The sequence below is a fragment of the Shewanella sp. SM74 genome (genome assembly GCF_025653725.1).
Lineage (GTDB): Bacteria > Pseudomonadota > Gammaproteobacteria > Enterobacterales > Shewanellaceae > Shewanella > Shewanella oncorhynchi.
Map to the genome: position 1 here is coordinate 88,509 of NZ_JAKKRZ010000011.1, position 26,969 is coordinate 115,477.

Genomic DNA, 26,969 nt, shown 5'->3' on the forward strand with positions numbered 1-26,969 from the left:
CAATACAGTAACGGCTAAAAAGCCAATGACGGCTCCAACAGTTAACGCTGCGAGCATCAGTTCAAGCGTATCTTTTGGGGGATGAACATAACGGGCTTATCACACGGCAAAATAGAATGAGATCCAATCAGATGAATCAATCGTCCTAGGCCGAGAAATAAGCCGAATATTGGAGAATTAAGCGATAGGAGGGCGGTATTTAGGTAAATTTTCAGGCGGAAAATAGGATACATCGGTAGGCAGATAGACGCTTTCTAACGCCTGTACAGGCTGACTCACTGCCTGAGATAACAGTGCCACATGACCGCCATGGCATTGGCAGTCGAGGCATAGGTCAAAATCTTGTATTTCAGTGGTTTTAACTAAGTGGGAATGAAATCCGCTGCTTTGGTTTTCACCCGTGGAGTCCGCAAAACCGAAGGCTTGCTCGCTTGGACAAACGCAATCGACACATTGGGCCAAAGTGGTCACTTGAGCACTAAATTGCAGATGGGGATGATTCTCAGCTTCTTCCGCACCATTGCCCGCATGTAATTGATGCGCACCCAAATTCGCGCCGGCAAATTGCAGCACGATAATGGCTATCAGTAGGGTCACCATTCGAGTAAAAAATGGCTTAGCGGTAGAATTCAAATATCACCTATAGCAAATAACGGATAACGGATAACGGATAACGGAACATCTGACCCGTATGATAAACATAAGTTCACAGCTCGCAAGCAAAGTCGTTCAAGCTGTGATCTCTAAAGGCTAACGCTGACTTAAACACTCAGTGCTTATTTAAATACACTGCACTTATTTAAATACACAGCACTTATTTAAATACACAGTGCTTAGCATAATCAGCGGCTTCGTTAGCAGTCCAATCGCCAGACGGTTTATTTTTCATCTGTTTACACCAAGCATCACTGCCCACTTCTGGCGCGCAGGCACTCAGTCCAGCGGTAAATGCCAACACTAACGCAATCGCACTGACCTTAGAAACTGTCAGTGAAGAAAAAGAGCGCGATTTCAATAATGACATACTTAATTCCTTGTAAATATGGCCTAAATTAGACCATTAAATATTCGAACGCTTAGTGATCCAAGCAATCGCTTTGGCTTTCTGTTCGAGTGGAAACCAAGCCACTTCGCCCTGCATAAAAGGCCCGAGTAAGCGCACCGCATTTCCTACCCAATCAGGGCCGCCCACAAACACTAAGGCTTCAAAATTCGGTAACTGGACTTCACCACTACCAGTCAGCGACTCAAATTCCCAGCCTTCGAGTAACACATCCGCCTCAATATACAGGCAAACTTGGCCCCAATCCTTACGATAACTCTTAATCGCAGGCTGTAAACGGGTCCGATAATCGGTGGAGGATAGTCGGCCACTGGCAAAAAGACTGATAACACCCTTAGCAATATCGGGGATTTGGCATAACATAGAGGCACTCCGAATCGAGAACACTTTTGCAGGCAATGGCTTTAGCCAATGCAGCGGCAAAGAATGCGCCCGATGATAACAAATCTATTGGAAAGCCATAAGTCATTATTGATGGCTTCTCAATCCATGCTGAAAAATGCCTAAGTTTGCCATGATAAAAATCTCAAACCGTGTGGAACTTCAGGAAAATGAAATCGAGTGGCAATTTATCCGTTCGAGTGGTGCAGGCGGCCAGCACTTAAATAAAGTGTCCACCGCTGCGCAGCTGATTTTTGATATTAAAAGCTCATCATTACCCGAGTTTTACCAAGAACGTTTGCTCAACAAGGCCGATCACCGCATCACTAAAAGCGGCAAAATCATTATCAAATGCCAAGCGAGCCGAAGCCAAGATGCTAACCGCCAAACCGCCTTGGAGCAATTTATCGCCTTGGTTGCCAGTGTCGGTGAAGTACAGAAAAAACGCATCCCCACCCGCGCCACTAAAGGCAGCCAAACGCGGCGATTAGAGACCAAGAAACAAAAAGGTGCCACTAAGGCCATGCGTCAGCAGAAGAGTGACTATTAACTTAGGTGACAGTTAACTTAGGTGACAATTAACTCAACTGACAGCCAACTTAGGCAATTGCTAACTCAGTACCAGAGAAATAACCGCAGTTGAACCCAGCCAACAATGGCACAAGATGCCAAAGGTATAATCGGCTCGCACATGATCAGCTCGCACACAATCGACTAACGGATAATGCAAAATCGATTTGAACAGGTTAAGTTAGTGGCCTATGTAAAAAACTGAAATAAATTTTTCCAACTTTAATCCCAGCATTAATCCCAAGGCATGTCGTAAAGGAAAGCGCAATGAGTCACAAAATTTTGCTCGTCAATGGCCCCAATCTCAACCTCTTAGGCCGCCGCGAGCCCAGCGTTTACGGTCATCAAACCTTAGCCGACATAGTGGCGGAGTTAAACCAGCAAGCACAACAGGCGGGAGTTGAGCTCGAACATATTCAGTCCAACGCCGAATTTGAGCTAATCAATGCGATTCATGCGACTGATGCCCAGATGATTATTATCAATCCCGCCGCATTTACCCATACCAGCGTCGCCCTGCGTGATGCCCTGCTTGGCGTGGCAATTCCTTTTTTTGAAGTACATTTATCCAATGTGCACGCCCGTGAAGCCTTTCGCCACCATTCCTATTTTTCCGATAAGGCGATAGGTGTGATTTGCGGTTTCGGTTCACAGGGTTATGAGTTTGCGCTGGCAGCGGCCATTAAGCGGCTCAACCAGCCACAGTAATCCCATTCAATAGCGTGCTTTGCAAGGGCAGATAAATGGCAATGGATCTTCGTAAAATTAAAAAACTCATTGAGTTAGTACAAGAATCTGACATAGCAGAACTGGCGATCACAGAAGGTGAAGAATCAATTCGCATCACCCGCTACAGCCCTATGCCAGCCAATATGCAGTCATCGCAAACGCCAGCCATAGCACGAGTCGCGCCTTTGAGTGAACAGGCAAAGCAAACAAGCCATTCGCAAACAGGCATTACGCCAAGTACAGAAGGTTTTGTACAAGTCTCACCTATGGTCGGCACTTTTTACGCGGCGGCAGAACTCGATGAGGTGCCGCTGGTTAAAGTCGGTCAACGAGTGAGCCAAGGTGAAGTGATCTGCATTATCGAAGCGATGAGAATGATGAATCCCATCCAAGCCGAGCGCGATGGCGTGGTCAGCGCTATTTGGGCCAAAGACGGCGATGAAGTGGCATTCGATCAGCCACTATTTACCTTAATCTAACCGCTCGCCTTCCCATGAATTGAAGCGCACTTAAATTTAAGATGCGGTTTTCAAGCCAAGACAGCATTAACCGAGGTCACTATGATATTAATTACCGGCGCCAGCAGTGGTTTAGGCGCGGCGCTCGCATCGCTCTACGCCAAAGAGAATGAAGCACTGACACTCACAGGCCGCCATGCCGAGCGCCTGCAAACCGTCGCCAATGCATTAACGCCCTTCTCCAACAAAACGATCGCTGCTATCACCGCCGATCTCGCCAGTGAATCGAGTCTCGAAGCCCTGTTCGATGGCCTAACGCAAGCTCCTAAAACCGTGATCCATTGCGCGGGCAGCGGCTACTTTGGTGCAATTGAAACCCAAGGGGCGAGCGATATCCAAAGCCTGCTCAATAACAATGTCACCTCGACGATTTTGTTAGTGCGGGAATTAGTTAAACGCTATAAAGATCAAGCGGTCACTGTGGTTGTGGTCATGTCCACCGCAGCACTGGCCGCCAAGGCGGGAGAATCCACTTACTGCGCGGCAAAATGGGCGGTACGGGGATTTATCGAATCGGTGCGATTAGAGCTTAAACAAAGCCCAATGAAGTTGATTGCCGTGTATCCCGGTGGCATGGACACTGGCTTTTGGCCCAGTAGCGGTAAGGCTTTAGATACCTCAAGCTTTATGTCCGCCGATGAAGCGGCTGGCATGCTCAAACAAGCCTTAGTTGCCACGGAGCATGGTTATATCGCCGATATCACCATACAAAGGGGCTAAATGTGCGGATTCGAGACGCAGAATATGACCACTGCGTCTCTTCCTTAGCACTCGCTAGTCGGCGCAGTTTGCTGTGTTTAGGGTAACGACGCGACGGCTTTCTCTGTGGGTCAGCCACCACATCAGCAGTCCCCCTAATGACAACAAAGACGCCGCATAACCTGTCGCGGCAATGCCTTGTCCTGACAGTATCACTAAACTGCCCACCCAAGGGCCAATTGCATTGGCAAGATTAAAGGCGCATTGCACTAAAGCGCCTGTCATGGCTTGCCCATCGGGCGCCACATCCATCAATCTGGCTTGCACAATAGTGGCAAGCCCTAACCCACAACCAACAAAAAATACCACGGGCATCAGCGCCCAGTAATGTCCGGTCAAACTCGGGTAAATCGCCAACACCACAGTGCTTAACACTAACGACCAAAACGCCGCCGCTAAGGCCGACTTATCCGCCGCCCAGCCGCAAACTAAGGTGCCCAATGTTGCGCCAATACCAAATACCGCCATCATGATCGGGATCTTAAACGGCTCGACTTGCGTCACTTGGATTAAGGTTTCAGCCAGATAGGTATACACACAGAAGATACCGCCAAAGCCAATGGCCGCGATGCCAAGCGTCAACCAGACTTCACGATTCTTCAGGGTTTGTAGCTCTTTTTTGGGACTCGCATCAGCGGGCACGGCTTGATTAGGTGCTAAAAAATACACCATTATCGCGGTAATGGTCGCCAGAATCGCCACTATGCCAATGCCCGAGCGCCAGCCCACAGTTTGCCCCATCCAAGTCGCAAACGGCACACCGATAATCGTCGCCAGCGTAAGGCCAATAATCACCCGCGATACGGCGCGGGCCTTCATTTCTGGCGGCACTAAAGAGGCAGCGAGCAACATAGCCACGCCGAAATAAGCGCCGTGGGGCAAGCCGCTGAGAAAACGAAAAAAGATTAACCAATTCAATGATGGCGCTAACGCACTTAAGCCATTGGCCACCGCCATTAACCCGGCTAAAGCAATCAAGAGTGTTCGCCGTCTGACCCTAACGGCCAGCACCATGATAATCGGCGAACCGACCACAACCCCCAGCGCATAGGCACTAATGGCATAACTCACATGTGCAACCTCTACCCCTAAATCGCTCGCGATATAAGGCACTAAGGTCATGGAAGCAAATTCTGTGGTGCCTAAAGCGAATGTTCCGAGTGCTAAGGCAAGTAACACCCATAATGTACTGGCGCCCTTATGCTGATTTTGGGCAGCCTGATTTCTAACAGTATTCAAACCTCTTCTCCGCTATGCTATAAAACGACAACTAGCTAATACCAATCGAATCAAATATCTGTTCATTCAGCGGGAGTTCAACGCGCTTTAGACAAGGCGAAGGCTTGAAGGCATAGTGGTGCTCTGTCGAAAGCCTTAAACGCAGTATAAAGCGCGTTGAAACCCGCCCTTCGGGAGCCACACAGGCATCCCACTCCCGTGTTGCATTGACTTAAAAGGGAATACCATTTCTGCGTCAATGCGCCTTGGATTGAGATGCCTGTGAGGCTCTGAACTGATTAGATATTTAATGTGATTGGTATAACTCACTAATAAAAGATGATAAATAAATTGGAGCCCACTAAGGGGCTCCAATTTCTCAGTCATTTACCTAATGTAAATCTATCTGACTAACTGTTCTTGATAGGTTTGACTGTTCCAGTCGTAAGCGTAAAGCGTGCCTTGCCACTCGTAAAGTGTACGACCATCCTGCTGTACAACCCTAGCATTGCTCGGCAAGCTAGACACACTGTGCGGTGCGCGTGGGCGCGGAGTCGCAGCTGTTTTGCCAGTGACGTTACTAGTTTGCGACACCAGTTGCCCAGTCGTTTGTCCGGCCATATTTACAGGCATACTCGACACCATACGGCCTTCACTCGCAGAATACTGCATACTGGTTGTTACCCGTACAGGTGCAGAAATGGCCACAGGTTCATCGTCGTAGGCCATAGGAATCGACAAACCTATGCCCGAATAGGGCGAGTTCCAGTAATTTCGAGCGTAGGCGTCACGCGATGTATTCCAACCCCAATCATTGTTCCAATGGGTGTTCACACCATAACCGACATTCCAACCCGATCCCCACCCCGTAGCGAGCCCTAAACCCAGTCCTAAACCCCAAGGGTAATAAGGTCGATAATAGGGACGATAATGGCGATTATCTTTGCGCACATGGCGGTTGTCGTAATAATTGTCATAACGATTGTTGTAATGACTGTCGCCACGACTGTGGCTATCACGATGACCGTGGCGTTCGTTTTGATCCGAATAGCCTCTATTTCCGGCCACCGCCACAGTCGGCACACTGAGCGCCCCCAAAAGTGAGATCCCCACGGCAAGCGATAAAACCAAGCACTTTAGCGACCGCTTATGCGCGCCATGTGATTGACTTTGAACACACTTTTCTTGAGCAAACCATACAGGAATATTCATATAAACCTCGAAATAAAGGGCGTAAGCGAGATCTATCGCGACTTACTGGTAGCCATTTTACGCTTCCTAAGCTTGAAGATCACTGAATTGGTTAACCCTAAAACAGAAAAATGCTATAGTGCGCGCCACACGGATTTTCACCGCAGAGGCTATTTCCACATGAGTTTTAAGGATTTACGCAGCTTTATTGATCACTTAGAAGCCAATGGCGAACTCAAACGCATTAGCTACCCAGTTGATCCTCATTTAGAAATGACAGAGATCGCCGATCGCGTATTACGCGCTCAAGGCCCTGCGCTATTATTTGAAAATCCCAAAAATCATCACATGCCCGTGTTGGTAAACCTGTTCGGTACGCCAAAACGTGTGGCCATGGCACTCGGCAAAGACGACCCATTAGCCCTGCGCGAAGTGGGCGAACTGTTAGCCTTTTTAAAAGAACCCGAGCCACCTCGGGGTTTTAAAGACGCGATAGCTAAGATCCCTATGTTCAAGCAAGCCTTGAATATGCCGCCAAAGACAGTGCGTAATCCGCCTTGCCAACAAATCATCAAAACCGGCGATGAGGTCGATTTAACTAAATTGCCTATTCAGCATTGCTGGCCTGGCGATGTCGCGCCACTGGTGACCTGGGGCTTAACCATCACCAAAGGCCCGCGTAAGAGTCGTCAGAATTTAGGCATTTATCGCCAACAATTACTGGGTAAAAACAAGCTGATTATGCGCTGGTTGTCCCACCGTGGCGGCGCGTTAGATTTTGCTGATTTTAAACAACAATTCCCCGGTGAGCGTTATCCGGTTGTGGTCGCACTCGGCGCCGATCCTGTGACCATTTTAGGCGCCGTCACCCCAGTCCCCGATTCCATGAGCGAATACGCTTTTGCCGGTTTACTGCGCGGTGAACGTACCGAAGTCTGTAAGGCATTAAGCTGCGATTTAGAAGTGCCCGCCACCAGTGAAATCATCCTCGAAGGTTATATCGATCCTGAGGAACTGGCGGAAGAAGGGCCCTACGGCGATCACACGGGTTACTACAACGAAACCGATAAGTTTCCAGTATTTACCGTTACCCACATCACTCAGCGTAAAGATGCCATCTACCACAGCACTTACACTGGCCGTCCACCGGATGAGCCCGCCATGCTGGGGGTTGCATTAAACGAAGTGTTTGTGCCGATTTTACGTAAGCAATATCCTGAGATCGTTGATTTTTATCTGCCGCCTGAGGGTTGTTCGTACCGCATGGCAGTGATCTCTATTCGCAAACAATATCCGGGACATGCCAAACGAGTGATGATGGGCGCGTGGTCTTTCCTGCGTCAATTTATGTACACTAAGTTTATTGTCATAGTGGATGAAGATGTGAACTGCCGTGACTGGCAGGATGTGATCTGGGCGATCACCACCCGTATGGATCCTAAACGCGATACTGTGATGATCGAAAACACCCCGATCGACTACCTCGATTTTGCTTCACCCGTTGCTGGCTTAGGCTCAAAAATGGGACTCGATGCCACCAATAAGTGGGAAGGTGAAACCAACCGCGAATGGGGCACGCCAATCGTGATGGATCCAAAAGTAAAACAAAAGATCGACTCAATCTGGGATGAGTTAGGCATAGACGACAGCCCAACCCTATAATTCAGCTTAAGCCATTACTCAAGTATCGGCTTAAGCCAAGAGAATAGGCCAATAACAGGCCTCTAAAGCGACACCTAGACACATACTGTTGAAGAAAGGTGCAAAGGAAGTTTGATGAAAACCATACGTTGTAAGATAGAGAAAGTTAACCCATTTAACGATGCCGTATATCAAGTATTGTTAAGGCCTGAAACCGCCTTCGATTTCCAAGCGGGGCAATACTTATGTGTTGTCATGGGTGAAAAAGATAAACGCCCCTTCTCTATCGCATCAGCGCCAAACGCCGAGCTGATTGAATTACACATTGGCGCCGCTGTAAGTGAAAGCTACCCAATGCAAGTGGTCGAGCGCCTGAAAGCCTGCGCCCTTGATGGCAGCACTATCGACATCGAAGCCCCAGGCGGCGAAGCCCACCTGCGTCACGAAAGCCAACGCCCTCGCCTGTTAATCGCCGGCGGCACAGGTTTCTCTTACATTAAAAGTATCATCGAGCACCAAATCGCCCTCGGCCAACAAGTTGAAACTATGCTGTATTGGGGTTGTCGCACCCAAGATGCCATGTATTTTGAAACCATCGCCCGCGAGTGGCACGACGCTCACCCTTGGTTGCACTTCGTCCCAGTCATCGAAGAAGCTCCCGCTAATTGGCAAGGCAAAACCGCTAATCTGTTAGCGCAAATCAAACAAGATTTTGTCAGCTTAAATGGCTACGACATCTACATCGCCGGCCGTTTCGACATGGTGGGTGCTGCACGGGAAATTTTCCGTGAGATTGGTGTAGAAGAAGCACATCTCTACGGTGATGCGTTCGCGTTTATCAAATAACGCGATAATTGGTTAGCTTAGCTGGCTAACCTTTGCCAGCTAAGGCTTAAATAATAAACCCCAGTTTTTACTGGGGTTTTGTTTTATACGTCACGCCGTATCTCACTTATTGGTGTGTTCTAAAGATCTAGAAATTTTCAAGTCAGCGAATAATGTAGTTATTAAGCACTGTCATTCCAGTGACTCGCCGTAAATATATCCCTATAGGCTCGACGGCGACATCCATGCCGCCAACGGTCACTTACATGCCAGTGCTTAATCTCCCTAAACCCCTCAGAAACCTGAAAGTCTTTTTTTACTGCCATGATTGCTGAAAATTTAACAATGGTGGCTTACTAAATTTGCCAGTGATCATGTTTCACCTGCTAGCGGCTTAATTGGCAAAAATCGCACTTCGGAGTTTAATTCGGGAACAAAGTAGGACATTGCCTTGCTAAACCCGAGGTGACCATATATGTCCGGTTTTTTTGTTATTTTTACATAAAGCACAAGTTTGCTCTGTTTTATAAAGAAAGGCATCTTAGTTTATTTGTAAGTTTTGCAATTTCTTTTGATTTATCAAGATATTCGCTGGAAACTTGTTCTTGGCTTTTATTTGCAAGGAAAAAAAGTTTTTCAGCTGCTTCATGAATAATTGTAGCTATTTCACTAGTATGACTAACATTGTTTATTAAAAGCCATCGCTCAATAGCACCTCTAGATAATCCATTAAGTTCTTCCTTCCACTTAGAGTTATTGATAATACTAAGAATTTCTCGTTGTGCATCAATTCTGTTGTTAAACTCACTCATTTATTATGCTTCTCCGTAATGAATCCATCCAAGCAGGAACTTGAGAAATAGAATTAATCACAAGTTCAATTTCATTCTTCTTAATATTATCTCCAAAACCTCTTGTAGATAACAAACGAGCACGCACTAAGATGTTAAAAACTCCGCTCTCCAAATGTAAGCTTGGTAATACTTTTAGCGCTGAATATCTAGAGAATATAGGTTTTTCTGCTGCTAGAGAATAGCAAGTCGCGTAGTTTCTTATTGCCAAATAAATGCATGATAAATGGAAGGTTTGGCTATTTGATGAGTTTAATAATGCGTTATAAGATCGTTCAAAAAGCAATCTAAACTTATTGCTATCAGCTTCAATCGTTTTGTATTTAGCTGGAGAGCCAAGGTTTTTTATGAAATCAGAACCGTCAGGTGTAAATAAAAGTTTAGATTCAAGAAATAGGTGCCAAGCAAAAGGATTACCTTCAAACCATAGTTCTCTTAATCTTTCGTATTGGTATATTGAATACTTATCTTTATCTATTTCATTTGTTGTTGATGCGCAGCACGCTAATAGATCTACATCGGAACCGCGATCTATTTCTCCTCTGCAAACAGAACCAAATGCGTAGATGTGCATTTTATTCATCATCTACGTCCAAAGCGTTTAACAAGAATTGCAGTAAGAAAAGCAAAGCCAATTAAACGCATTGCTGCAACTGATGATGAAAACCAAATAGGGTATTGATGTGGGGAACCAATACCAAAAAATACACCTGGCGAAGCAATGAGACTGTTTAGATAGTCTCGTAAGTTCCATTGGTCACCAAATGCTGAAGTATCGTAAATAGCAATGATTAGATGAACAATGATAATTGTTCGTAACAGTTTGAAAATATTTTCGCCATTTCCCCATATCATATCTAATGCTTTGAACTCTAACCATTTTATAAACTGTACAATTTTTTTCCAACCTACATATTTATTTTTATAATAGTTTTCACTCGAAGACCATGACTTTTTTAGATATTTTTCAGTTGCATCAAGTTCTAATGAGATAGCTTTATTTACAGCTTTAGCATCACCAATCTGTTGGAAATTCATACGTAGTGAACGGGCAAACCTCATCTTTAGATTTTCTTCTTTTGGTGCTTCGCCAACTAGAATATCATCGTCAAGTTGGCAGCGTTCAAAAGTTGCATATTCAAATTTACAACCAGAAAATGCTGATTGATGAAGGTTTGATCCTATAAATTTACATCCGGTAAAATCACATGAATCAAATACGCAGTTGTTAAAATAACAAGATTCAAAAATACAGTGCTGGAAAGATATATTTTCAAAGCGCATCTTTTTTGCATTTAGTCTTATATAAATCTTAAATGCATACTGATTCGGATTATTTTTTAGACTGACACTTATGTAGTGATCCGAAACAACAATCCTATTACCGAGTTCAAACCCCTCTAAATCAAGAGTTGTAGTCGATTTTATGGCCAAATCAATGTTAGGTGTAGGCACTGGCTTTTTAGTATTAGACATAATATTCACTTAAACCAAATTGGATAAGGCTAACACAAGGGTATTTATTATAAATAATATTTGTGTGAAAGCTAGGGCAGATTTTTTTCATACATTCACCATGCACGTTACAGAATACAAACTCCCTAGGTCGATTTAAATCAATGATTTTCGCAAAATGAAAAATTAAAGGACAGGCAGAACTCTTTTGAGATTAACAGTTTGCACCGAAACCTCAGGAGTTCCCCTTCCCCTGCGAAGTTGTCGAAATACGTAGATAAAAATGCCGTGGAGACATCATGGATGATGGCGCAGGCTCGGGGGCACATGGATGTGCCATCTGAGCCGTTAGGCGATTTTTATTGGAGTATGAGACAGGTAACTAATGCATGTAACTTCGCTAGGGGCGTCTTGGAGAATCCAAGGAGGATAGGACGAGCAGTCCTCCTTGGTCGGGTGTGGGGTGAAGCCCCACGACTTTGATTTTAAAAAGAAGCTTAAGCTTTAGATTGCTCTGCCATGAGATAACAAACTCATGAATTAAAAACTCAAACGAAGTTTGAAAACCCACAGCCCTGCGGCACCTGAGCAGCCCCTTACACTTGTGGTCTATGTAGATCGAAACGCAGATCTTCACAGATCCCATAATAGGCCGATGGGCCGCCGGCACGTAATACGGGCTCGGCAAGAGCAGTTTGATAAATCCCCTCGGCATTGAGTAAATGCTTGGCAATATGCACGGCCAGCACTTCACCTAACACTAACCAAGTATCAATCTTGTCGCCATTGGCGGCGGTGAGTTGAATACATTGGGACAATTTGCATTCGAAGTTTACTGGGCTTTCAGCCACTAAATCGGCCTTAACAATGGTGCCAGCTTTAGCCGTGAGTCCGGCAAAGCTAAACTCATCTTGACCGCGTGGCAGCATGGCGGAGGTTTGATTCATCTGCTCGGCTAAGCCGCGGGTGGTGAGGTTCCACACAAACTCCCCTGTCTCGACGATATTAGCAACACTGTCTTTCCAGCCTGTGCTGGCAAAGCCGATGATGGGCGGTTTGTAGTTGAAACAATTAAAAAAGCTGTAAGGTGCAAGATTGCGTTGCCCCTCGGTATTCCGCGATGAAATCCAGCCGATCGGTCGAGGCCCCACAATCGCATTTAAAGGATCGTGTGCAAGGCCATGGCCTTTGCTCGGTTCGTAAAAATAGCGGTTATCAGCAGTCATACTTCATCCTTTTGTTATTGCCACAACAATACTGGTGCAATTAATACAGCCATCACAGGCACGCTTTTATAGCCGCTATCTTACCCAAGTTTCGAGCAGCGACCAAAGTCTGTAGGGCAACTTAAGTCAGCTCCTTGAACAACATCTGGCTGCAAATTTCAAATCCAACACACTCTTCTGCTAAAGTGATACTTATCAGTGGGCTAAAAAGCCTAACTCTGCTAAATAGCATGTGGCAAATGAAGGAGCGGTGAATGGACGCGATAAAAGGGGGATGGAAGAGGTTGTTGTTGGTCGCAGTGCTATTAGCGACAGGTTGTGCCAGCGTAGCGCAAATCGATTTCAATGCTCTGTTTGGCACTAGCTCACCGCAAAAACGCGTCGAAAATGCACAGCTGAACGGCCAATTTATTCAACAAGCCGAGTTTGTGCACACACAAGTTGAGCCTATTCTCAATAGCCGCTGCGTGGTATGTCATGCCTGTTACGATGCCCCCTGTCAGTTAAAAATGACCTCAAGCGAAGGTATAGAGCGTGGGGCAAGTAAGGAAAAGGTCTACCAAGGCACACGCTTAGTCGCTGCCACACCTAATCGCTTATTTGTCGATGCCTTTACCCCAGCAGCTTGGCGTCAACGCGGGTTTTACCCCATGCTAAACGAGCGCGATCAAACCCCAGAAGCCAATACCCAAGCCTCGGTATTAGCCAGAATGCTCACGCTTAAGCAAATGCATCCCCTGCCCGAAGACAAGATTTTAGATAAGCGTTTTGATTTCAGCCTAGACAGAGTTCAGCAGTGCGCCAGCCTAGAGGAAATGGACAAATACGAGCAAAGCCAGCCCCTTGCAGGTATGCCTTATGGCTTGCCAGCACTGAATGCTAATGAGCATCAAGTGTTGATGCACTGGCTTGAGCAAGGTGCACCACTGCCATTTGCACAGGCGCTTACACCTGAATTTATTGCAGAAATAACCCACTGGGAGAAGTTTTTAAACGGCGACAGTTTAAAAAGCCAATTAAGTGCACGCTACATCTACGAGCATTTGTTTGCCTTCCATTTATATTTTGAGTCTTTGAATCAACCAAACGCCCAGCCTTTATTCTTCGAGTTAGTGCGTTCTCGGACGCCGCCGGGGCAAGCGCTGGATATTATCGCCTCCCGTCGTCCCTTCGACGATCCTAAGGTGGAGCGAGTCTATTACCGCTTTCGGCCTTATCGGGCAACCATAGTCGATAAAACCCACATCCCCTACGTTTTAAATACCGGCTTGCTAAATAACTGGCAACAATGGTTTATCGATGCGGATTACTCAGTCACTCAACTGCCGAGCTACAAGCCAAGCGTTGCGGCCAATCCCTTTGAAGCCTTTATTCAAATTCCTGCCAGTGCGCGCTATCGATTTATGCTGACCCGCGCCCAAGATACCATTATGGGCTTTATCAAAGGCCCAGTGTGCCGTGGTCAGGTGGCGCTCAATGTCATTAACGATAGATTCTGGGTGTACTTTGTTACCCCAGATTATATGGACGACACTGACTTTAGCGCCTTTTACCATTCCCAACTTGAAAACCTACGTATGCCAGCGGAGGAAGAAAGCACTGCACTTGCAGTAACTTGGGTGAAATATGCCGCCAAGCAAGGCAAATATATGCGGGCGCGTAATCAGTTCTTAAACGAGAAGTTTAAAAACGGCCAACACCTCACTATCGACGGACTCTGGGATGGCGACGACACCAATGATAATGCCAGCCTGACAGTGCTGCGCCACTTCGACAATGCCACTGTGGTCAAAGGCTTAGTCGGCGAGCCCCCCAAAACGGCTTGGATTATCGATTATGCCTTACTGGAGCGTATCCACTATTTATTGGTCGCGGGTTTCGATGTTTATGGTAACTACGGCCACCAGCTATTAACTCGCTTATACATGGATTTTTTACGCATGGAGGGGGAATCGAACTTCCTGACCCTGTTGCCACAGGAGGAAAGGCGCAAACAGTTGAGTGATTGGTATCAAGGGGCTGGTACTCAGCTCACGGCCTTTATCGCAGGGGATATCAACACCTTTCATCAGCCCACGGGCGTACTCTACTTTAGCGACGATCTAAAGGGCGAGCTGTATCAAAAACTCGGACAGAAGGTTGCTATGGTTCAACCCAATCGATATCACATAGAAAACAGTAGCTTGCAAGCACATAGCAAAGCGCTTTTACACACATTAGATCGATTAAAAGGCACACAAGCGACCCTGTTACCTGAACTAACCATGATCATGGTCGAACCTGAAAAAGCGGGTAAAGCTGAGATATTTACCTTAGTTCGCAATAGCGCCCATCGGAATATTTCGAGCCTGTTTAATGAGGCGAGTAACCGCGAACCCGCTAAAGATGACGTCACTTTAGTGCATGGCTTATTGGGCAGTTATCCTGAGGCATTTTGGCGAGTGAAAGAACAAGACTTGCCTAACGTCTTGGCGACAGTAGAGAAAATGCAAACTGAAAAAGACTATGAGGCACTGTTAGATATGGTGGGTGTACGCCGTACCGATCCGAAGTTTTGGGCCTTTAGTGACAAACTCAATCAGATCTTTTTCGACAATCACCCGATAGAAAGTGGGTGGCTGGATTACAACCGACTGCAAAATCGTTAATAAAAAAGGGGAACGCTAGTGTTCCCCCTTCCTTTCAAATCAACCCAGTAAACTTACCAGATCTTAACGCGATCTTCAGGGGCTAAATACAGCTTGTCGCCAGGCTTAACATCGAATGCAGTATACCAAGCATCTAAGTTACGCACGGTCAGCGCGCGATACATGCCGGGGGCATGTCCATCGGTTGCCACCCGAGCACGCAGGGCTTCGTCACGCATCTTAGTGGCCCAGGTTTGCGCAAAGCCGATAAAGAAGCGTTGATCACCCGTAAAGCCTCCAATCACTGGGGCATCTTTGCCTTTAAGCGAGGCATGGTAAGCATCATAAGCGGCGGCTAAACCTGCTACGTCGGCAATGTTTTCACCTAAGGTCAACTTGCCATTCACGTGTAAATCAGGGAAAGGCGCATAAGCATCAAACTGCTGCGCTAACGCATCGCCTTGCTTATCAAATTGAGCAAAGTCAGCGGGCGTCCACCAGTTACGCATAGCACCAGTCGAGTCAAAGGCCGCACCATTGTTATCAAAACTATGGCTGATTTCATGGCCAATCACAGCGCCAATCGCGCCATAGTTGTAAGCGGCATCGGCCTTAGCATCGAAGAATGGCGGTTGCAAAATACCCGCTGGGAAGTTAAGCGCATTCTGCACCGGCAAGTTCACCGCATTCACCACTTGCGGCGTCATCCACCATTCGCCTTTATCCATTGGTTTGCCAATCTTGGCTAGCTGATGGCTGTACTCTACTTTTTCACCATTGATGGCATTGGCGTAGGCATTGGTCGCAGTCACTGCATAGCTGTCGTAATTGCGCCATTTGTCGGGATAACCCACGCCCACCGCCATAGTGGCCACTTTTGCTAGGGCTTCTTTCTTGGTTGAAGGGTCCATCCAATCGAGTTTTTCCACTCGCTGACCGAAGGCGGCCACTATGTTATCCACCATAGCGCTGACTTCTGCTTTGGCCGAAGCGGGGAAATATTGCTCGGCATAGGCATGGCCTACGGCATCACCTAAATATTGGTCGAGTGCCGCTAAGGCACGTTTATCGCGACTGCGCTGCTCTGGCGTGCCAGAAAGCTTAGTGCCATTAAAGGCAAACGAAGCGTTGTCGATTGCCGATGGCAACACATCAGCATGGCTGTTGATATGGTGGAACACGAGCCAATCTTTCCATGCTTCTAAAGGCTCAGAGGCCACAAGCGCAGAAAGTCCCGTAATCGCCGTCGCATGGTAGGCCGCAAATTTAGGCTGATTACCCAGTTGCGCCGCCGCTAGAAAGGCAGTCCAATCGATGCCCGGTGCTTTGTCATCAAAGTCAGCACGGCTCCATACACCCGAAGACTGAGTAAAATCTTCGCTTGCTTCACGGCTGGCGTGGGCTGCGGCAATCTTGTTTTCAAGGGTAAAAATACGCTCGGCACGGACAGCGGCATCGCTCACACCCGCATCTTTGAGCAAGGTTTCAATGTAAGCGCGGTAAGCGGTGCGAATGTCGACAATTTTAGGATCGGCAGACAGGTAATATTCACGCTCAGGTAAGCCTAAACCACCCTGTAAAAAGTAAGGTAAGACTTCGCCCGGCGTTGCTAAACCTTGGGTTACGAAGATCCCAAATAGGTTTTCGGTATAAAAGTCAGTCGCGTTGAGAGGGTCAACATCAGCGCGCAGGTTTTCACCTAATGCTGCGGATAAATCTTGCTTGCTCGCAATGGCCTCATAACGGGCGATATCCGCCTCGGCAGGCTTCATTCCTGCGGCATCAATGGCGGCAGTATCTGTGTAAGCCTTGTAGAAATCGGCGATACGCGCTTCGTCGCTCCCCGCCGTATGCTGCGCTTTTACCAGTTCGGCAATCAAACTGGTTTTATGCTTTTCGGTTGCTTCAAAGGCAACGAGGAAAGCGCCAGTGCTGGAGCGATCGGCTGGGATCATCGTCGTTTTCATCCATTCGCCATTGGCGTAGGAATAAAAATCATCCCCTGGTTTTACCGTTGGCGTCATAGCCGCGACATTAATGCCAATCGGCATTTGAACCGCAACGTCTTGACTTTTTGGCGCGTTTTCGCTGGTTTTTACGGTGTTTTCTGTGGTGTTATCACTGCAAGCAGTGAGCCCAGCCAGTACTGAAGTTGACAGTAATAGCACGGGAATAAGACGGTCCGACATGAATGACTCCTCTCTTTTTTATTATTGTATTTATCTAAGTTTGGCAGTGTAACTGGCACTGAATGAAGAAGTAAAACAAAGCCACTTTTTATGATAGAAAGTTAATGCAAACAATTTGAACCAGACGCTCAAACACGCAGCTTAGCATCATCACGACCGCGCTCAACTGCAGGCACAAAAAAGCCGACGCTATGTCGGCTTAATCAAGTTTGGCTAACGACTACTTTATAATTTGATCTGAGTGTACTGAGTCCACGCAAGTACTTGTCCCATCTGAGGAATGATCCATACTGCCGTGTGCTCATTTTGATAAACACGATAATAAAATAAATCTTCATCACGGATATCATGCTTACGAATTTCACGGTAGAACTGCATAGCAGAATGGCTGACTTCATCCGGTTTTGTCAGTTCTTTTTGTAACACTTTAACGTGAAAAACATCGACTTTAAGGTCATCAATTGTGGTCTGGTACTGCTCAAACTCACCGCGGATAGTGTATTTAATCGGCGTCGTTAAACAATCTTGATCTGTAATACAGGAGGTCGAATAAAACTTACCCTTATTTTGCCCTTCATAGACCAGAGACATACTGAGATCGTTACGAACTAAGAGTTCGCCCGCGACGGGAAAATAAATATCCGCATGGTAATTATGTTCAAGTAACTCCCCCATTCCTTTATCATCCGCAGGGAGGACAATACGGTTATAGCGAATGCGCTGCTCCATTATTTGGCTCAGCGGAATAAACTCCGCCATATTTAATCCTGCGGGTTTTGCATCTATCGCCGTGATATTGATGATGCCGTGACCACTGCAGGCATCGGCGTCCAGCTCAGGGCAAATCGCCATCGAATAATTTTTGCCATCAGTTGAGGTAAATGCACTGAAGTAATTAAGGTTATTGATGTGATTTCCCTCTGGCGCTAAATGTTTTTGCCACCATGAAGGATGTAAACGATCTTCATCACCAATATAGAAGGTTCGCGCCGTCCCCAGCGTGCCACCAATATTGAGGCTGATATATTTATCGGCATGCCATTTAGCCACCTGTTTAACCACCGCATGGTGGTCGCTCACATACCAAACGATTGCCAAGATAGCGCACAAGAGGGCAATACCAGCAACTTTAGTCCAAACCGACACCCCCACTAAGGCATCACGAATTGCATTCGCATCATTGATCGCCAGCATCTTTACATGGGATTGTTCAGAGATATGCAATTGATAACCGCGGCGTGCCACGGTTTTAAGCTGCACTTCGGTATAGGGTTCGAGCTTTTTACGTAAGGTACTGATGCATTGCGTTAAAGAGGTAGGAGCAACCACCCTTTCAGGCCAGCCGACATGCAGCAATTCTTCCTTAGTAAAAATGGCATTCGTGGATGATAACAGCAGAACTAATAAGGCCGTTTCGGAAAAAGTCAGGCTGATGGTTGTCCCATTCACATGATCGACTAATTCCTTAGCCTGTTCATCTAACATTAAATAAGATGTGATTTTATGCATGTTAAACGCCTGAAAGATCAGCCAATACTGATAAAGTTTGATTACACTAACAACATGCAATCATCATGTGACATTGTTTCTTTCCAAGAAAACGATGATATGCAATCACCAAGTCAAGATGGTTAATTTTACCTTTTAACAACATATAAGAGTGTGACTCTATACTCAGTTTAGTCATTGTTTAATAAGTACAAAGTTAGACTAATACAGAGGTCGCTAAACTAGATTTCTTGGTATTTAAAGATCCAAGAACAACACAAAAGTAATGCACCAATCCAGCCACCCAGCAAACCATACATTAAGGGTAAGCCAAGCCCAGTTTGAGCAAGCAGAGTGAGACTACTTTTAGCCGCGAGTGTATCCGAGGGAGTCGCGAGTAAATTTAAAGCACGGAACAGATCAGTGGGGTTCAACAAAATCAGTAGATTGAATACAGTACGATTAAACATCTCACTCATTCCAACCACAGCACTGAGTAAAATCAGATCATAAACCAGCACAAGCACAAACCATAAAATGAGTAATATCCCCAGTGCCTTAGCTTTTTCTCGCACACACAAACTAATCCAATAACCCAAGAGCACGAACACTAATGACAGCAAAATACTGCTCATAATCAAATGGCTAAACCCGATCGCTATGGATAACTGGGCCTGAGTATCGCCCAGTGATATCAGTATTAATCCTGTTAAACCAAAGCCCAAAATGCAGGCAATGGTCATCACGCAGGCATGGCCTAAAAACTTGCCGCACACCAGATGCCAACGTGCTAATGGGTAGGTCAGCAGTAACAGCAGAGTGCCAGATTCTTTTTCACCAACAAAGCTATCATAACTCAATAAAATCGCACCTAAAGGGAGCATAAATACCGATAAAGTGACTAACCCAGAAAGGATCTGGGCAGGCTCAAATACCACTAAGTTGCCGGACACAGCGCTGCCCATAAAACTCACACACAGAGATAGCAGCAACAAGATTCCCGCCATCATCCATAACCAACGATTACGTAAATTATCCTTAAACTCTTTGGCGGCTATGGTGCTCACTATGCTCAGGGCACTTAAACGATGGTGCAAAACCTCGGAACGGTTCATAGGACTGATTCCAAATTAATCGCCTGATTTATATCTGTTATGTTAATAGTCTTTGTGGGCATTTTTGACGACTGAAGGGGGCAAAGACTTTCCATGTAATGATGAAACACACTCTGCAAACTAGGAGGTTCAATAGAAAAATCCCCCACGGGCACTTTTTGTAATAAGTGATTTAACACGGCTGACTTTTGCTCCTGTGACACAGCGAGCGTGAGTCCCTGCCCCGCGTTTGCCTTAACACATGCCGCTAAAATGGGATCCGCTAGCAATGCTTGCCTTTGAGTATTAGATAGAAAATGCAACAAGATATGATTTGGCAACTGAGTCGCCGCCCTCAGGGAGGTTAAGCTTCCCGAAGCCAACATTCGCCCTCGACCTAAGATCAAAGCGCGATCCATCTGATCTTGTACTAATCCCAACTCATGGGTACTGATAATAATGGCGCAGCCCTGCGCCCTGAGCTGAGCGATTTTTTGATACAGGAAAGCCGATGCCAAGGGATCTAAGCCAACTGTCGGTTCATCGAGTAACAGTACCTTAGGCTCAGCCAATATCGCCTGCGCGAGCCCAAGACGTTGCCGCATCCCCTTAGAAAAAGTACTCAAACGCTTATCTTTAGCGGCCTCTAAACCAAATTCAGCAAGTAATTCATGCACTTTAGGCAAGGCAACGCCCTTAAGCTTAGCGAAATATCGCAGCAGCTCATTGGCGGTCATATTGTCATAAAAACTCACATTTTCAGGTAAATAGCCTAAAGACAAACTCTGTCTGGCATTCATAGTTCCGACACTATGACCTTGAACTTGGAGCAGACCACTTGTGGGTGTCAGTAATCCCAAAATAAGCTTGAGTAACGTAGATTTACCCGCACCATTATGCCCAAGGAGTGCGATCACTTGACCCGCTAGCACCTCAAAACTCACATCATCCAGTGCCTTAAACTTGCCATAGCATTTACTGATATTTGTCGCTTTAACAACCACATCTGCACTCGTTACAGGCTTATTCGCTGAGCAGGTCATAGTTTGATGATTCATCGCGAACCTCCATCAATCAGTACGTGCGCGCCCCTTTGCATTAGGGGAAAACTATCACTTATACCGCTCGTCACTTGGGGTTTAAATTGGCGTTCCACCCAGCGCAGTAACAACACAACGGGGCTTTCCATCAACAGTTTGGCTTCAGGATAAAGCCAAAACAGTTTATCTAAACTGTCATTCGGCCTATGGACAATATCCCCTAATCCATCGCCATTCAGATCCCAGCCTTGATATTCCGACCAGTAATTCCCCTGCCCCTGATAACTCCATTCAAGTTGGCTTTCTCCGACATATTTGACTTGGGTTTGATTGGCCATAATACGATTATGCCAAAGGCGATTTTCCTCTCCGCCCATGGCCATACTGATCCCGGTATCGCTGTGGTTAAACTCGTTATCTTGAATACGGTTATGTTGAGCGGCGTAAATAAAAATACCTTTCCCTTCATTGCCAAGCTCCACAGTGCCATTAGGGTTATGGATTTGACTCGCAACATTGGCTTGCACATAGGATGCCTCAGTAATGTTGAGTAAAATGCCAAAGTCCCGCGCCTGAGTCACACGGTTGTGGTGCAGGTAAATATGGGTTGAATTCATTAGGGCATAACCGCCATCGACGGCAATCGCTTGGTTTTGCCACGCTTCGTCGGCTTGGGTATACATGTAGTGAATACCATATTGCAGCTTAGTGAATTGATTTTCATAAATGCGGCTGTGGGTAACGGACTCTAAATACACACCATCACGGACAAAAATGAGCTGATTTCGGTCAATTTGTGGCGAATTAACATGCTTAAGATAAATGCCATCACCCCGATCAAGCACATGAATGGCGCCGTTACCACTAATACTATTGTTCGTGATGGTGGGCGAGTTTAGCTGTTCGCCATAAATACCAAAACCATCACCCACCAAGCGGTTTCCCTTAATCAGCACATTATCCGCCCCTTTTTTGAGTAAAATGGCGGCATCACGGTAATACAGATCCCGTCCCCAGTGGCGGATATTGAGCCCCTCAATACTCACCTGAGGCGCCTCAATGACCAACGCACTGCCTTGGCGCAGTGCATCTAATGTCGCGCCCATTTCCCCCTTTAGCGAAATGGATTGCGTCACCTTAAAGGAACCTTCATACACCCCAGTGGCTAGCACTAAGGTGTCACCTGCTTGGGCTTTGTTAAGGGCAAGGGTGAGTGAATCTGTATCTGTTACCCGAAGGAGTGCTGCCCAAGTACCGAAAGAGGCAAAGCACAGCAGCCAGATAAGGACTAAACGCAGCTTTATCATCACAACCTTATTTATCACCCGCGAGCAGTTCTAGGGTGATGTCATCAAATCTCAGCACTCGGCCACCGTATTCCTTAGCAAAGGCTTCGGCGGCAGCTTTGGTACTAAAAGGTGCCACAGCTGGCCCCATCACGGCTTTTTTACTGGTGCCGTAAACATAAAATGCGCTAGCGGCATTGATAAAGGCACCATCGTCTGGCTGATCCCAATCAGTCGTGCCCGCATCATGCACCATCATGTAATCAATTTGTCTTTTATTTTCAGGCTGTAATGCAAAGTTAAACATATCGCGGCTAGAACAAAACTTAGGTACCGTTTTCTCAGCCTTGAGGTGCACTTGCCCTTTAGGTCCGGGATATTTAGTGATCACCATGCCGCATAAATGGCAACGGTCATGCTCGTGGATCATCTCGGCTTTATGAACATGGTCTGTGGCCTCGCTTTTATTACAGCCAAATAGCAAGGGCACTAACAGCAACAATGCATAGTATTTCTTCATCCTATTTATCCTTTTATTAAAAATATCAACGCCTCGCCAGATTCCTTGCAGGGACAGATCTTTACGGCGAGGGTTGATAGAAACGGGTTTCATCTTTCATTCATTTTGCTTTGTGCTTTTGCAATCGCATTATTGATTGCTTCACGGTTGATGCTGTCCCCATTGTGTTTGAGCAAAAGCTGCCAATGGTCAATGGCCTCTTGGTTACGAGCATGCAAGTAAGCATCTGCCGCGAGTAACATATGGGTTTGAGACTCAAAGGGAGAGAGTGCTAATGCTTTGGCAATCACCTCTTGGGTTTCGGGTGTCATTTGCCGAAGATCGCGGTAATAAAGCGCGTTAGCTTTTGCCCCTAACACTTCGGCATCATCTCCCCCTATTTCGAGTAATTTATCTAAAGTCAGCACCGCATCTGAGTACAAACCTCCCGCATTGTAAGCCTGAGCTAATGACATAAGTGCCAAGGTGTTTTGCGGCTCACTCTGAACCCAACGACTGGCTTTGGTGATCTCAGCCGCCACTAAATAATCAATATTTTCATCAATCCGACCTTGATCCCAATCCCTAAAACGGCCTGTTTGACTGTAGATAGCAAGGGTAAGCAGCACTAGGACGATTCCCATCGCAAAGGGCACTTTGCTCGACATGTTTGGCAACTGTGCGATTCCCATGACTAGGTTTAGACGCATGTGCTGCCAGTAAATATAAGCAACAAACAACAGTAAACTGATGCCAATGCCTAGTCCTAAGCTCACCATTCCAGTCTCCATTTCACTCTCCAAACAACTCGTTTTAGGAGCCAGATTAACCGTGTGCAGGCATCATCTTTTTATTTTTCATCTCTTTCATTTCGCTGGGTTTCTCAATATTTTTCAGTTCAATTTCAAAAATAAGTGCTGACTCAGGAGGAATAATACCTACGGCTTCAGTGCCATAGGCAAGGCTTGCTGGTACCACAAAACGGTATTTAGACCCCACAGGCATCAACTTTAATCCCTCTTCCCAAGCGGGGATCACCGACATTAATGCAAACCGAGTGGGCTCTTTACGTCCAACCGTATTTTCAAACTCAGTCCCATCGATAAGAGTGCCAACATATTCCACTGTGACCACATCTTCTGGATTGGGTTTATGACCTTTACCTTGGGTTAAGACTTCGTATTGAAGACCAGAGGCGGTAACTTTAACGCCAGACTTTTTTTGATTTTCAGCAAGATATGCCGCACTTGTCTTTTTAGTTTCTGCCATTTGTTTTTCAGCAACGACTGTTCTTGCGGCATTGAGTTGTTCTGCTCTTTGGTTCAGATAGGTCAGCACTTCTTCGTCGGTTAATTGCTGTTTATCTTTAAGCGCATCCACAAAACCTTGCACGACTAAGTCGACATTCACCTCTGAGCCCAATTCAACTTGGTTGTAGACTTGACCAGAAATGTAATTACCAATAGAAGCGCCAATGCTGTAAGAGGTTTTATCTGCATCGGTTTTCAGACTTGTGCCGGCAAAACTGGCTACCGAAACAAATAATGCAGCGCAGGTCGCCACTGTGATGCTTTTGGGGATAAAAGAAGTTGGCATACGTGTTTTCATTTTATGTTCTCTACAATGTTAACCCTGTGGGTTTCGCCTTTTGGCCCTGCAAACCAAACCGATAAAACATCGGTCCTGTGTGTTACTAAGGTTTTTCTGTTACTCGACCTGACATACGCCAGCCATAAATACCATCGGCCATATGACGCACACCTGTGTAACCTAGCTTCATGGTTTCTCTCGCCGCCATATTGCTGCTGGTGCAAAGGCGGTTAGCGCAGTAAAACACCATGACTGCATCTTTATTCTTTGGAAGTAACTCTCTCCAATTCTGAACATTGAAAAAAACCGCTCCGGGGATAAAACCTTCTGCCCATATCTCCAGTGTATTTACGTCGAAAAAATAAACGCCTTGCTTGCCGACTAAGGTTTCCGCTTCCATCATCGAAATGGGATTTAATTGGATTTCGTTATAGGGCACTTCAGACATTTCTGAGCCACCACCAGCGATGACTGGCATAGCAGTCACGCCTAAGGCCAACACCATCAATATTCGGCTTACACTTTGACGAAGCATGTTATGCATAATTAGGCTCTCATATTCCCCGACACCCAAAGGTGTCGGGGATAACTAGGACTCAAGTTAAACTATATTTTCTTCGCACTCAGCGCATTACCATCAATAATGGCTTGGGCTTGGGTCACATAGGTCAAGGCGGCATCTAAGCGTTTTTGTGAGTAACGCGCACCATGAACACCCCATGAACCATCGGCTTTAATCAGCTTGAGGACATCTTGAGCTTTATCGGTCAACAACAGCACTTGCGTCTTATCTTCTACCGATAACTTCGCCATATTGGGCGACTTATCGATGCTAATAAGGGCTTTTTCTACTTTGGCATAGGTTTCTTTCACTGGTTTTTGCCACTTCTGAACTTTGCCGTAGATTTGCTGTTGATCTTTAAAGTGCAGACCCTCACCCAACTTAGATTGGAATTGGCTATGGCAACCTTTGTTATCCACTACATCGTGATCAGAAGCGGAAGTACGAGCACAGGTCCACATGAGATCGAGGTAGTTATGGCCATTTTCGTCCTTCGCCACAGTCCAGCCCTTAGTGGATGAGTCGCGAGACTTACCTTCAGGTGGGTTAAGCGTCTTACGCAATGGATCGACATCGATTTTCCACATGTGCGACTTACGAACGTTGTCGAAACCGGCCATATCAGGGAACTGGATCGCAGTGAAGTTTTCACAACTACCCATGTTTGGCATATGACAGCTTTGACAAGTTTGTTTACTGTGGGTCTTGGTATTACTCGCAATTTCAGCCTGTGCCGTATGGCAATCGGTACATTCTTTGATGAGTTTTGGTTTAGTAATACCGGATTTCCAATCACCATCAGTCACTTCGTGTGGATCATGACAGGTAGAGCAACGCATACCCTTATCGTAGTGAGATGAGGCAAACATTTGCGAACCTTCTGTACCACAAGATGGGCACGAAGATTTCATCTTCACGTTAAAGGCATATTCCAGTTTTTCTTTACCCTGTGGGGTTTGCGCAAGTTCTTCTACGAAGTTAAAACGCTGGTGACAACGCTCACAGTTAGAAGGCATACCACCACCGATACCGCCGTCTAAATGACCACCTGCGCCATGGCACTCTTCACAGGTAATACCGAGTGACACCGTATGTTTTTGGAGCTCTTTAGGATTACCAAGGGCTGCAAAAAACTCATCTTTAGTTTTAAAATCAAACTTAAAGGTGTGGCACATTTCGCAATAGGAACTCGCAGGTTGGAATAAGAATTCCTTCTCGTATTTAGCACCATAGGAGCTCATACCCCATTGGTGTGAACCACTCGCGCCAAAATCTTCCATTTTAGTTGGAAATTCAGGAATAACTTTCTGAATTTTCTTCGCCATTTCAGGGGTTAACCATTCAGCCCAACCACGGGAGAATTGGTTACCACCGGCGACCATAGTGCCAGTACCATCTTTGAGTAAACCGTCTTTCACATGGAAAGTACCGCGTACTAAGTAGCTATCGATAAAGCCGTATTTGGTTCTTGGTGTTCCCACCGTCGCATAAATTGCATCAGGGGTAATGCCGTCTGGCAGGATAGAAGTATCCTTAGTGCCATACATAGTTTTGTTTAAATCGTTATCGACTTCGGGATGACTCCCCGGAAAACGTAAGGTTTTTGAATGGCGTGAACGTTTCCACTTTTCATATTGTGGGCCGTGGCACTCACCACATTTTTCAGGACCAACAAACTTATTTGGGAAGTCCAAAATCGACTTGGCACCGAGGCGATATTGCAATGCCATAGGGCGATTGCCCTCTTGATGTTGGCTATATTTTTGGCTATCACCACCGTGTAAGTATTCTTCACCACGGTCACTGACCTTATAGGTTCCTTTTAAACGACCTTGCTCGGCATATTTAAATACCGGATGATTTTCAAAAAGAAAATCAAACAACTCTTTTTCCTGAACAATATAATCCTGCAGTGTTCTTACACCACGGGACTCTAGTGTTAGATCGGGATTAGCCATAATTCCCTGAGCTTCCGCACTCTGTTGTTTATTACCATAGCCAGGCTTTACCTCGCCCGGTTTAGCATCGGATGCTATTCCGGCCACACTGACGATAGTACCTAAACAAAACAGCACGCTGAGTGCTATTTTGGATTTCCATCGTTTCATCATTCACTCCTAATTATCATTAGTTTTTTATTTTCCACTGAACCTAATTGCTCACTGAA

At 46.1% G+C, this 26,969-nt stretch carries 26 protein-coding genes; 7 read left to right on the forward strand and 19 right to left on the reverse strand.

Annotation, left to right across the window (positions count from 1 at the left end):
- Positions 1-177 precede the first annotated feature (177 nt).
- The 3 genes from L5M49_RS12970 to L5M49_RS12980 all read right to left on the reverse strand — a co-directional run bounded on the left by L5M49_RS12970 (position 178) and on the right by L5M49_RS12980 (position 1,426).
- Complete coding sequence (locus L5M49_RS12970) at positions 178-600, reverse strand: hypothetical protein (RefSeq protein ID WP_263145655.1); 423 nt, start codon at positions 598-600, stop codon at positions 178-180.
- A gap of 214 nt (positions 601-814) precedes the next feature.
- On the reverse strand, positions 815-1,024 hold the full coding sequence (locus L5M49_RS12975; RefSeq protein WP_113939200.1) for a DUF3012 domain-containing protein: 210 nt from the start codon (positions 1,022-1,024) through the stop codon (positions 815-817).
- 36 nt (positions 1,025-1,060) lie between these two features.
- Positions 1,061-1,426: an STAS/SEC14 domain-containing protein gene (locus L5M49_RS12980; protein ID WP_105250333.1), complete on the reverse strand. Its 366-nt coding sequence runs from the start codon at positions 1,424-1,426 to the stop codon at positions 1,061-1,063.
- Positions 1,427-1,562: 136 nt separating this feature from the next.
- Here L5M49_RS12980 and arfB point away from each other — a divergent pair, with 136 nt between their 5' ends.
- The 4 genes from arfB (at position 1,563) to L5M49_RS13000 (ending at position 3,981) form a co-directional block, all read left to right on the forward strand.
- Positions 1,563-1,994, forward strand: coding sequence for an alternative ribosome rescue aminoacyl-tRNA hydrolase ArfB (gene arfB / locus L5M49_RS12985; protein WP_011787977.1), 432 nt, complete (start codon positions 1,563-1,565; stop codon positions 1,992-1,994).
- 287 nt (positions 1,995-2,281) lie between these two features.
- Positions 2,282-2,722, forward strand: coding sequence for a type II 3-dehydroquinate dehydratase (gene aroQ / locus L5M49_RS12990; RefSeq protein ID WP_263266214.1), 441 nt, complete (start codon positions 2,282-2,284; stop codon positions 2,720-2,722).
- A 35-nt stretch (positions 2,723-2,757) separates the two neighbouring features.
- Positions 2,758-3,222, forward strand: coding sequence for an acetyl-CoA carboxylase biotin carboxyl carrier protein (gene accB / locus L5M49_RS12995; RefSeq protein ID WP_263266215.1), 465 nt, complete (start codon positions 2,758-2,760; stop codon positions 3,220-3,222).
- An 81-nt stretch (positions 3,223-3,303) separates the two neighbouring features.
- Positions 3,304-3,981: an SDR family NAD(P)-dependent oxidoreductase gene (locus L5M49_RS13000; protein ID WP_263145418.1), complete on the forward strand. Its 678-nt coding sequence runs from the start codon at positions 3,304-3,306 to the stop codon at positions 3,979-3,981.
- A gap of 54 nt (positions 3,982-4,035) precedes the next feature.
- Here L5M49_RS13000 and L5M49_RS13005 read toward each other — a convergent pair whose 3' ends face one another.
- On the reverse strand, positions 4,036-5,259 hold the full coding sequence (locus tag L5M49_RS13005; protein WP_105250336.1) for an MFS transporter: 1,224 nt from the start codon (positions 5,257-5,259) through the stop codon (positions 4,036-4,038).
- 381 nt (positions 5,260-5,640) lie between these two features.
- Positions 5,641-6,450: a hypothetical protein gene (locus L5M49_RS13010; protein WP_263266216.1), complete on the reverse strand. Its 810-nt coding sequence runs from the start codon at positions 6,448-6,450 to the stop codon at positions 5,641-5,643.
- 159 nt (positions 6,451-6,609) lie between these two features.
- Here L5M49_RS13010 and ubiD point away from each other — a divergent pair, with 159 nt between their 5' ends.
- Entirely contained in the window at positions 6,610-8,091 is a 1,482-nt protein-coding gene (gene ubiD, locus L5M49_RS13015) for a 4-hydroxy-3-polyprenylbenzoate decarboxylase (RefSeq protein WP_113939206.1), read from the forward strand.
- Positions 8,092-8,205: 114 nt separating this feature from the next.
- Positions 8,206-8,916 (forward strand): NAD(P)H-flavin reductase, encoded by a 711-nt coding sequence (gene fre, locus L5M49_RS13020; RefSeq protein WP_263171844.1) that lies wholly within the window; start codon positions 8,206-8,208, stop codon positions 8,914-8,916.
- Positions 8,917-9,419: 503 nt separating this feature from the next.
- Here the strand turns inward: fre and L5M49_RS13025 are convergent.
- The 4 genes from L5M49_RS13025 to L5M49_RS13040 form a co-directional block, all read right to left on the reverse strand.
- Positions 9,420-9,707 carry a hypothetical protein gene (locus L5M49_RS13025; RefSeq protein WP_212599608.1) on the reverse strand — a complete coding sequence of 96 codons (288 nt, stop codon included), beginning with the start codon at positions 9,705-9,707 and terminating at the stop codon, positions 9,420-9,422.
- Positions 9,700-10,332 carry a nucleotidyltransferase domain-containing protein gene (locus L5M49_RS13030; protein WP_263266217.1) on the reverse strand — a complete coding sequence of 211 codons (633 nt, stop codon included), beginning with the start codon at positions 10,330-10,332 and terminating at the stop codon, positions 9,700-9,702. Before L5M49_RS13030 ends, L5M49_RS13025 begins: the two co-directional genes overlap by 8 nt.
- Complete coding sequence (locus L5M49_RS13035) at positions 10,329-11,222, reverse strand: pentapeptide repeat-containing protein (protein ID WP_212599606.1); 894 nt, start codon at positions 11,220-11,222, stop codon at positions 10,329-10,331. Before L5M49_RS13035 ends, L5M49_RS13030 begins: the two co-directional genes overlap by 4 nt.
- A gap of 575 nt (positions 11,223-11,797) precedes the next feature.
- Complete coding sequence (locus L5M49_RS13040) at positions 11,798-12,427, reverse strand: flavin reductase family protein (protein WP_263266218.1); 630 nt, start codon at positions 12,425-12,427, stop codon at positions 11,798-11,800.
- A gap of 254 nt (positions 12,428-12,681) precedes the next feature.
- Here L5M49_RS13040 and L5M49_RS13045 point away from each other — a divergent pair, with 254 nt between their 5' ends.
- A complete protein-coding gene (locus tag L5M49_RS13045; RefSeq protein WP_263266219.1) occupies positions 12,682-15,075 on the forward strand; it encodes a fatty acid cis/trans isomerase in 2,394 nt (797 codons plus the stop codon).
- A gap of 53 nt (positions 15,076-15,128) precedes the next feature.
- Here the strand turns inward: L5M49_RS13045 and L5M49_RS13050 are convergent, their stop codons facing one another.
- The 10 genes from L5M49_RS13050 to sirA all read right to left on the reverse strand — a co-directional run bounded on the left by L5M49_RS13050 (position 15,129) and on the right by sirA (position 26,910).
- Positions 15,129-17,243, reverse strand: a complete 2,115-nt coding sequence (locus L5M49_RS13050; protein WP_263266220.1) for a M13 family metallopeptidase — start codon at positions 17,241-17,243, stop codon at positions 15,129-15,131.
- A gap of 225 nt (positions 17,244-17,468) precedes the next feature.
- A complete protein-coding gene (locus L5M49_RS13055; RefSeq protein ID WP_263266221.1) occupies positions 17,469-18,752 on the reverse strand; it encodes a transcriptional regulator in 1,284 nt (427 codons plus the stop codon).
- A gap of 221 nt (positions 18,753-18,973) precedes the next feature.
- The gene (locus L5M49_RS13060) at positions 18,974-19,846 is read right to left on the reverse strand and encodes an ABC transporter permease (protein ID WP_263163707.1); all 873 of its coding nucleotides are present in this window, start codon (positions 19,844-19,846) and stop codon (positions 18,974-18,976) included.
- Positions 19,843-20,883, reverse strand: coding sequence for an ATP-binding cassette domain-containing protein (locus tag L5M49_RS13065; protein WP_263266222.1), 1,041 nt, complete (start codon positions 20,881-20,883; stop codon positions 19,843-19,845). The genes L5M49_RS13060 and L5M49_RS13065 overlap by 4 nt, the downstream gene beginning before the upstream one ends.
- Positions 20,880-22,172, reverse strand: coding sequence for a nitrous oxide reductase family maturation protein NosD (gene nosD / locus L5M49_RS13070; RefSeq protein ID WP_263266223.1), 1,293 nt, complete (start codon positions 22,170-22,172; stop codon positions 20,880-20,882). The genes L5M49_RS13065 and nosD overlap by 4 nt, the downstream gene beginning before the upstream one ends.
- Positions 22,173-22,179: 7 nt before the next feature.
- Complete coding sequence (locus L5M49_RS13075) at positions 22,180-22,671, reverse strand: nitrous oxide reductase accessory protein NosL (protein ID WP_263266224.1); 492 nt, start codon at positions 22,669-22,671, stop codon at positions 22,180-22,182.
- An 89-nt stretch (positions 22,672-22,760) separates the two neighbouring features.
- Positions 22,761-23,441 carry a tetratricopeptide repeat protein gene (locus L5M49_RS13080; RefSeq protein ID WP_263266225.1) on the reverse strand — a complete coding sequence of 227 codons (681 nt, stop codon included), beginning with the start codon at positions 23,439-23,441 and terminating at the stop codon, positions 22,761-22,763.
- A gap of 34 nt (positions 23,442-23,475) precedes the next feature.
- Positions 23,476-24,258, reverse strand: a complete 783-nt coding sequence (locus L5M49_RS13085) for an FKBP-type peptidyl-prolyl cis-trans isomerase (RefSeq protein WP_263266226.1) — start codon at positions 24,256-24,258, stop codon at positions 23,476-23,478.
- Between the two features lie 85 nt (positions 24,259-24,343).
- Positions 24,344-24,784: a rhodanese-like domain-containing protein gene (locus L5M49_RS13090; RefSeq protein WP_028761786.1), complete on the reverse strand. Its 441-nt coding sequence runs from the start codon at positions 24,782-24,784 to the stop codon at positions 24,344-24,346.
- A gap of 62 nt (positions 24,785-24,846) precedes the next feature.
- The gene (gene sirA, locus L5M49_RS13095) at positions 24,847-26,910 is read right to left on the reverse strand and encodes a dissimilatory sulfite reductase SirA (RefSeq protein ID WP_105250351.1); all 2,064 of its coding nucleotides are present in this window, start codon (positions 26,908-26,910) and stop codon (positions 24,847-24,849) included.
- Between the last annotated feature and the right edge of the window lie 59 nt (positions 26,911-26,969).